The following is a 7,893-nucleotide window of genomic DNA, read 5'->3' on the forward strand; positions in this document are numbered from 1 at the left end:
GACAAGGAGACTTATACAATGAAAGATTTTTACAATCCTTTAATTGGCATGGACTATCCGGATCCTGATCTGATACGCGTGGGGGATACCTGGTATATGATCAGTACAACCATGCACTTTATGCCGGGGGGTGAGATTCTTCGTTCTTATAATCTGGCAGATTGGGAGCGTGTGGGTTACGTTTTTGATGATCTGGATCATACACCGGCACAGTGTATGGAGAATGGAGAAAATATTTACGGACAGGGTATGTGGGCAGCATCCCTGCGGTATCATAATGGCATATTCTATGTGTGTTTTGTTGCCAATGATACCCATCGAACTTATCTGTATCAGTCAGAAAATATAGAAGGGCCGTGGAAAAAACAGTATATCGAAGGATTTTACCATGACTGCTCTCTTTTGTTTGATGATGACAGAGTTTATATTGTATATGGAAATACACAGATTTATATTACAGAATTAACTGCTGATCTGAGCAGTCCGAAACCTGGAGGATTGCACAGAAAGATAATTGAGGATACAGGAAATGTGCGTCTGGGATATGAAGGAGCTCATGCATATAAAATTAACGGTAAGTATTATGTATTTCTGATCCATTGGCCCAATGACGGAGCAGGAAGAAGAACAGAGGCATGTTTTATATCAGATAGCCTGGAAGGTGAATTTATCGGACGGGATATACTGGATGATGATCGAGGATATTTTAATTTCGGTGTGGCACAGGGAGGAATTGTAGATACCCCGGAAGGCGAATGGTATGCCTTCCTTTTTCAGGATTCTGGAGCTGTAGGGAGAATTCCGATTTTGGTTCCGGTAGATTTTACCCATGGATTTCCGGAATTTGGAAGTAATGGTAGAATAGTGGAACCAGTTTTGCTACGGGACAGAAAACCGGAATATGTATACGAACCCCTGACTGCGAATGACAAGTTTCAGTATAAAAAGGAAGATGGAAAAATATCGTTTCATAAAGCATGGCAGTGGAATCATGTGCCAGATGATCGCCTGGTTGACTGTGATGAAAATGGAGGATTAAAACTAACTGCTGGTTATTTGTACCATGATTTGTGTGAAGCACGAAATACATTAACGCAGAGAATGATCTGGCCCGGGTGCCGTGCTTCGGTAGTTGTTGACGGAACGAATCTTAATAATGGTGATTATGCAGGAATCTGTGCACTTCAGGGCTGTTATGGAATGATTGCCATAACGCGTGAAGGGGAGCGGTATTATCTGGTTATGCGTGCAGGAAGTCCTGCTGATGACAGTCGATATCCTGTCATCCGAAAAGGCGGAAAACCTGTGGAGTATGAGAGGGTTAAGTTGGATTGTGCGGTTGCTCATCTGGAACTCTGTGCTGATTTTTCTGATATGAAAGATATTGTAGTTTTCCGATATTGGAGTCATGGCGAGTGGAAAAGATTAGGGAGCGTACATAAATTGTATTTCAAGTTGGACCATTTTACAGGCTGCAGAGTTGGATTGTTTTGTTATGCATCTGAGAAAACAGGGGGAACTGCAGTGTTTCGTGATTTTACATTGCAGAATTTATGTATTGACAACCGATACCAGCCTTAGTATTATCTCATCTTTGACACTTAAGTAGATTAAAACACCTCGCAAACCCAGTGTTTATGCTGGTTGCGAGGTGTTTTGCTCTCGTTTTGAAGTATGGTAATTTATTCCCTGCCCTTACTTTTTTTCTGAATCGTTTTCATCTGACTTTTCGTAATGAACTGAAAGTCTGTTTCAAAACCGCACACTGAATGCAGAGTATCGGTTAGCTTATCCCGTGTATACAGAGGCATGAATCCCTGTTCCTGTACATCAGCAAAATTCATGGTTTTGAGTTTGTCCAAAATCGTTTCACAAGTATAAATGTTTCCTAAACTCTTTTCCAGATAACGGTAGATGACTAATGAAAGAAAACAGATCAAAAAATGTGCTTTGATGCGTATTTCATCTTGCAGATATACAGGTCTGGCTTCAAAATCGGTTTTCATGATGCGGAAACATTCTTCGATTTCCCATCGTCCCTCACTTACTTTCAAGATATCTTTTACATCATCGTACAGCAGATCTGTTGTTACTGCATACAATCCATCATAAAGTGCTTCGTTTTCAATCTTATCTGTATCCAGATAGTTTTTGATCTTCGCAATCTCACCATCTTCAGTAACAGCGGTCTTTCCGATAAATCTGGCTGGATCGTTTGGATTTTTTCGTTCTTTTTTTATCTTCCCGGATTTGAGCATTTTTTCAGCACGCTCCACTTGGGTATCACGTATCGCTTTCTGATATTTGGCATATTTAGGAGAGTATGTGATGATAAGACGTTGGTGCAGGGAATGCGGAGTATAAGGCTCATCCTTATAATATAATCCAGAATCGTCTTCTGGAATCCTTGAAAGATCAACCGGTGAATCATCCGAGACACGCTTAAAGCCTGTCTTATCCAAAGCCCAATTTTTATCCTCTTTATTTAGCTTTTTAATAGACTGAGTAACGATAAATGCCCGTTCTCCTGCATGATTGATTCTTTTAATGGCTTCTGAACCAAGCCCTGCATCGCTGCAGTAGATAAATTTAGTGCAGCCAAAATCCCGAAGCACTTTTTCTTCCAGAGGTTTTAATGAAGTCTGTTCATTTGCATTTCCTGGGAAAAGTGAGAAAGCAAGAGGGATTCCGTCTCCATCCATGAACATTCCCATCTGTATGATTGGGTTTGGACGGTGTTCTTTGCATTTACCGTATTTTTTGTCACCATCTTCCTGCTCGAGCTCAAAGAAATAGTTTGTACAATCATAATAGAGTATCTTATCATTTCTCTTTTCAAGAAGATGGCTGTTTTTGTATACCTCAGCTTGAATAAAATCACATTCGTTTCCTAATACATCAAGAGCCCGGTATATGTCATGCAGCTGATAGGAAGGTTTTTCCAAAAATTCAGAAGCTACTTTAAATGAGGAACGTTTACTTACTGGTTCTAAAATCCTGGCATAGATCAGGTCAGAAAGAATGGCATTGATATCATATTTGAATTTATGTTTGTCCCGAAGCTTTCGGCAAGTCTTATCAAGATGAAGACGATAGTAAAAAGCCTGCGGAAAAAGATATCCTCCCCGATAAAAGGCCTGCTGATTATAATCAAGCTTTTGGTCAGCATGAAAAGTTATCTGGACAGATTTAGTCTGTTGCTCTTTTTTGTATTTTATTGTTTCCAATCTGGCTTCTTCTCTAGCCCATTTCATAACATCATCACGAGTCGGTCCGTGCTCAGGGAGTAAATCTTTGAGTGTACCAAGTTTACGGACAATCACAGAAGTACTAACCCCTTTGTTGTTGATGTATCCTTTTGAAATATAAAAGGATTCTGAATTTTTTGATTTTGATGTCGTAACTCGCATAAAAAAATCCTCTATACCTTATTCTATCATATACTGCAATAAAATACAATAGATTAAAACAATAGATCAGGGTTGTTTCACGAACTATTTCAAGAGCATTTCTAACTCATACAATCTTAATTCTACATCTCCCATATTGTTTCTGTCGATCTGCTCACATAAAAAAGCGCAAATTATCCCTATCCCCTTTACAATGCCTTTTTTCAGAGATATTCTTTATACATAGTCAATACAGACCGGCTATGCCTTTAAACACATATCGTTCTCGCAAGTCTGCGTTGTCACAAAAACAGTCCATCATTTCTGTCATTATATTTGTGATACCTGTCTCGTGCATTGCCAGACGCAGGATGTTATATGCATATTTTCTGATGAGCGCCAGATTATTTCGGGATTTTTTGGCAGGTGAGCGATCTTCCCTGAATGTGTCGTCCAACACATGATGGAGCCGGTTTTCTATTGACCAGTGCATTCTTTTTATGCTGCCCAGCTCCTCTGCGGTAAGAATAAGGTCTGTTATCAGTGCGGTACACTGAATATCCTTTCCGACCCCTTCTTCCGCAGATGGTCCTGGAACTCTTCTGGATCCTTTTTTCATAAACTCTTCCCTGGATGGAGTGACATCGTTCTTCTGGCTGTCCTTTTCAACCGGCACTCTTACCTGCTTGATCCGTCCAATACTCTGAACGTTCGCCCATTCTTTTCGGCTTTTGGTCAGGTTTGAGGCATCTTTACATATTTGACAAGTCCTATACTCATTTCTGTCCCGATTTTTTTCCATCTGACTGATTTCTTCATATTTCTCAAGATACTCCCGCATTACAGGATCTGTAGTTTCGCCTTTTTTCTTTTTAGCAGTTTCCGCTTCCAGTTTGTCCATGAACGTATGGATCTCCTCATAAGCCTCTGGTTGGTTTTTCTTTACTGTCAGCACAAAATGTCCTTCCTGTTCATGGATCTGGTCCATGATTGCGGTCTGCGTTCCAATCGCATCAATCGTTATAATACTTCCACTGATATCCAGAAGTTTCAACAATTCAGGAATCACCGCAATCTCATTCGTCTTTGAATCTACAGGAAGCTGTGCAAGCAGCAATCCCCGGACAGTTTCCACGACGTTCAAAATCATTGGAGTTGCCGCACATTTTGTCTTTTCCGTTGCGCCACAGAGTGCTTTCCCGTCAATTGCAAGATGGGTATTCTTCGAGTCCACGATTTCTCCAATCCATTCCATAAAAGCACACAAGGCTAATTCCTCATCAATTCCGCTCAGCATCCGACTAATCGTGGAAGGCGAGGCGATCCCGTATTTCAATTCCATATGTTTCCGCAGCCATTCCAGGTTATGTTTGCACCAGTTAAGACTCCTGCGGATCGTTGTCCTGCCACAAAGAAATCCGATTGTGACACATACCAGCATTTCTGCCAGATCGTGTCTTTTCTCTCTGTTGCATCGATAATCTGGAATCTGCCTGAAATAATGAATCAGTTTTTCTGTCAGAAATGGTTTTTCAGCACATTTCCAGAGCCACCTGTATTTTCTCCAGAAGTTCCTGCTGTTCCTCATTAACTTTTGAAATGATTTCAGTTTTATCCAGACATACTAAATAGATTGTCTCTAACTTATGCAGTTCTTCCAGACCCACGCCCCATTTTTTATATATTCTGCGGGACAAAGACGATATCTGAGCTGCAAACTGATAACGAAAATCCGATTCTTTTTTCATCGTTCGTTTTTTCTGGATATAAGAAGTTGGAGATTGCTTGAAAAGAATAATAGAAAGTACATCTTCCCAATCATCCCCTAATGGTTTTTTCCAGTCATCCGGGCACAATTCCCAGACAGTTTTTGAAAACCCGTATTCCCATACTTCTGCATCTGTTAAAGATACCTTCTTTTTGTTGCTTTGTATTACCCCTTCCGGAGTAATAATGCCGATATAAGTATCGACCGGCTGCGGATATTTTTTCCCTTTTACACGCCGGGATGTTCTTTTATAAAGGTAATAAGAATCCCCCTTTTTTTCACGGTAGTTCCCTTTACACGGTGTTTTTGAACCCATTCTGGATATTTTTTCTCAGTTACTGGCATAATGTCCTCTCCTTTTCATATAGGTGGTACATACCTATACTTTATAGACATTACAGAATAAACGCATGAATGATAATTCCTTTAAAGTCTATCTTATAATTGGCATTATTTCCGATGCAATCTGTATGCGAAACCGACTAAATCTATCTTGTAACACACGATTACGTACATTTTGTGGAATTAGAAAATATAAATTCATACAAAAATATTTTATTACAGGTGCTAATTTCTGTTCATGCGTTTATTCTGATAGACATTATACCTCTACTTGACCTAAAAGTCGAGGGTTATACACGCTTATGTATAGCATATATAACCCTCGATGAAATCTGATCTTTTTAGAATTTTAAAATATCTTCATGAAACAACCCTGACAATAGATTTGACACAAAAAAAGCAGGTTTTATGCGACCTGCAAGTACTTTTTCTATAATTCAACTGTCAAACTCCCGCGTACACTGGTTGCGTATTTTCCTGATTTGGATTATACTTAAACTATCAGGAGAAAGGAGGAACGATTGTATGCCACAAACAATTCAAACACTGCTTACTCAGTATTTATCAGAAGTACAAAAGATTTACGGTGCACATCTCAAGAGCGTTATTTTATATGGTTCCTATGCAAGAGGTGATTATTCATCCGATTCTGATGTCGATATCATGTTGTTGGTGGATCTGACGCCGGAAGAAATGGATCCTTACTCCGATGCATTGTCGGAACTGGGATATGAGTATAATGTAAACTATGATATCTGGATGATGCCGGTTGTGAAAAACCTTCAGCATTTTAAGCAATGGGCAGCAGCATATCCGTTTTATACCAATGTACAGAAAGAAGGGGTGCTTTTATATGAAGCAGCCTGATTCGTTGGATGTTGGAACAAAAATGGATGTGGTCCGTCATCGTTTAAATGTTGCAAGAGAAGACCTGGATACGGCTAATCTTACATTTGAGGCAGGGCAGTATCGAGCAGCCAATAACCGTGCATATTATAGTATCTTTCATACCATCTGTGCGGTGCTTGCAAAAGAGGGTGTTGCTTTTAAACGACATAAGGATACGCTCAGCTACTTTAACAAAAATTATGTACAGCCGGAGATTTTTCCTCGTGAACTGGGAAGGAAAATTGTAAAGGCAGAGGAAATACGTCATGCAAGCGATTATGATACCTTTTATATTGCTTCCAAAGAGATAACTGCACAACAGATAGAGACAGCTACAAAGATTTTAGGACTTGCAGAACAATACCTGTTTGTGGAAGAAAAACAACAGGATAAAGGGTAACAGGGACATTAGAAACCGGTACATGGACAGAAAATAGTCTGTGTGCCGGTATTTTTTTATGGAGAAAATATCTGTGAACTATTATATGGATAATTTGTACTTTCCGATGATTTTAATGAACTTTTGGTGTCTGATTACGGACACTTTCTGAACTTTGTTCTGATACAATGGTTATGCTGATGAAAGAAGGCATAGAAAACTGAATTAAATTTGAGAGACGGAAGCCTCAGTAGTTAAAAAAAGACTACTGGGGCTTTTTTTCGTGCCTGAATTTCTCAGCCAATACCTGCAGGTTTTACCTGGCAGTAGTTGGTGGAGCAGGCATGAACCAGATCAGAGGACCGCCTTCTGAATTTGAAACTGGCAAACAAATTTCAAATTCAGGAGGACGGATATGTATATTGAACACCCATATTTTGTTGGAGACAAATATTTCGCAAAGGTAGACGGCGAATTTATAGAGATCACGAAAGAAGTGGCATATGCCATGAGTAATTTTTATCGAAGCAGCAAGCCCAGAAAAATTGAAGTAAAAAATGAAAAGGGGGAAGTCATTGGAATGAAAAATAGAGAAATACCATTCAGCAGCACAGGAGATGAAGAAAACGATTTTTCAATAGAGGATTACCCGGATATGAGGTGCTGCGTAGAAAACAGTGTAATTGAAAAAATCGAAGCTCAAAAGATCCATAAGGTAATCAATGGTTTGAGTCCGGAAGAAAGAATGATTATCTATGCGATTTATTTTGAAGATAAGACACAAGAAGAATTGGCTTCAATTATGGGAGTGTCACAACAGGTGGTAGCATACCGGTTGAAGAAGATTTTGAACAAAATGCGGGAGATTTATATGAAAAATAAAAAAAGTTGAAAAAAATTTTTGTAAAATCCCGAGTCACTTGACTTTAGTAATTAGGGAGAGTTTTAAGGACTCCTCAAAAGTACATTGACAGCTGAATATCCAGTAGTAACTGACGTGACATCTTATGCAGGGAGCACAAGGAAACTGCCGCCAAGACTCTGATGAATATCGGACGAGCGAATAAGCACTGACCGAAAATCAACTGGCAGGTTGATGATGCGACGATCTGTATAGGGTGCGATAC

General features: G+C 39.5%; 7 protein-coding genes. 4 read left to right on the plus strand and 3 right to left on the minus strand.

Translation table 11 applies throughout. The features are described from left to right. The first annotated feature begins 18 nt into the window (after nucleotides 1-18). Nucleotides 19-1,581, plus strand: a complete 1,563-nt coding sequence (locus tag WMO65_RS25165) for a glycoside hydrolase family 43 protein (RefSeq protein ID WP_115625577.1) — start codon at nucleotides 19-21, stop codon at nucleotides 1,579-1,581. A gap of 101 nt (nucleotides 1,582-1,682) precedes the next feature. On the opposite strand, the gene WMO65_RS25170 is transcribed toward WMO65_RS25165, so the two are convergent. The 3 genes from WMO65_RS25170 to WMO65_RS26675 form a co-directional block, all read right to left on the minus strand. Continuing rightward, the gene (locus WMO65_RS25170; RefSeq protein WP_115625154.1) at nucleotides 1,683-3,410 is read right to left on the minus strand and encodes an IS1634 family transposase; all 1,728 of its coding nucleotides are present in this window, start codon (nucleotides 3,408-3,410) and stop codon (nucleotides 1,683-1,685) included. A 226-nt stretch (nucleotides 3,411-3,636) separates the two neighbouring features. Further along, on the minus strand, nucleotides 3,637-4,911 hold the full coding sequence (locus tag WMO65_RS25175) for an ISAs1 family transposase (protein ID WP_306799936.1): 1,275 nt from the start codon (nucleotides 4,909-4,911) through the stop codon (nucleotides 3,637-3,639). Between the two features lie 10 nt (nucleotides 4,912-4,921). Further along, nucleotides 4,922-5,137, minus strand: coding sequence for a hypothetical protein (locus WMO65_RS26675; RefSeq protein ID WP_243107841.1), 216 nt, complete (start codon nucleotides 5,135-5,137; stop codon nucleotides 4,922-4,924). Between the two features lie 887 nt (nucleotides 5,138-6,024). On the opposite strand from WMO65_RS26675, the gene WMO65_RS25185 reads away from it, so the two are divergent. The 3 genes from WMO65_RS25185 (at nucleotide 6,025) to WMO65_RS25195 (ending at nucleotide 7,658) form a co-directional block, all read left to right on the plus strand. Then, on the plus strand, nucleotides 6,025-6,366 hold the full coding sequence (locus WMO65_RS25185; protein WP_115625155.1) for a nucleotidyltransferase domain-containing protein: 342 nt from the start codon (nucleotides 6,025-6,027) through the stop codon (nucleotides 6,364-6,366). After that, a complete protein-coding gene (locus WMO65_RS25190) occupies nucleotides 6,353-6,787 on the plus strand; it encodes a HEPN domain-containing protein (protein ID WP_115625156.1) in 435 nt (144 codons plus the stop codon). Before WMO65_RS25185 ends, WMO65_RS25190 begins: the two co-directional genes overlap by 14 nt. Nucleotides 6,788-7,181: 394 nt before the next feature. Then, a complete protein-coding gene (locus WMO65_RS25195) occupies nucleotides 7,182-7,658 on the plus strand; it encodes a sigma-70 family RNA polymerase sigma factor (protein WP_115625157.1) in 477 nt (158 codons plus the stop codon). Nucleotides 7,659-7,893: the final 235 nt, after the last annotated feature.

It is taken from the genome of Blautia caccae (assembly GCF_040095955.1).
Classification (GTDB): Bacteria; Bacillota; Clostridia; order Lachnospirales; family Lachnospiraceae; genus Blautia; species Blautia celeris.

Bases quoted from the DNA above. Each gene is read 5' to 3' on its own strand.
- WMO65_RS25190 (WP_115625156.1), top strand. From the start codon at position 6,353: ATGAAGCAGCCTGATTCGTTGGATGTTGGAACAAAAATGGATGTGGTC.
- WMO65_RS25195 (WP_115625157.1), top strand. From the start codon at position 7,182: ATGTATATTGAACACCCATATTTTGTTGGAGACAAATATTTCGCAAAG.
- WMO65_RS26675 (WP_243107841.1), bottom strand. From the start codon at position 5,137: ATGAAAAAAGAATCGGATTTTCGTTATCAGTTTGCAGCTCAGATATCG.
- WMO65_RS25185 (WP_115625155.1), top strand. From the start codon at position 6,025: ATGCCACAAACAATTCAAACACTGCTTACTCAGTATTTATCAGAAGTA.
- WMO65_RS25165 (WP_115625577.1), top strand. From the start codon at position 19: ATGAAAGATTTTTACAATCCTTTAATTGGCATGGACTATCCGGATCCT.
- WMO65_RS25170 (WP_115625154.1), bottom strand. From the start codon at position 3,410: ATGCGAGTTACGACATCAAAATCAAAAAATTCAGAATCCTTTTATATT.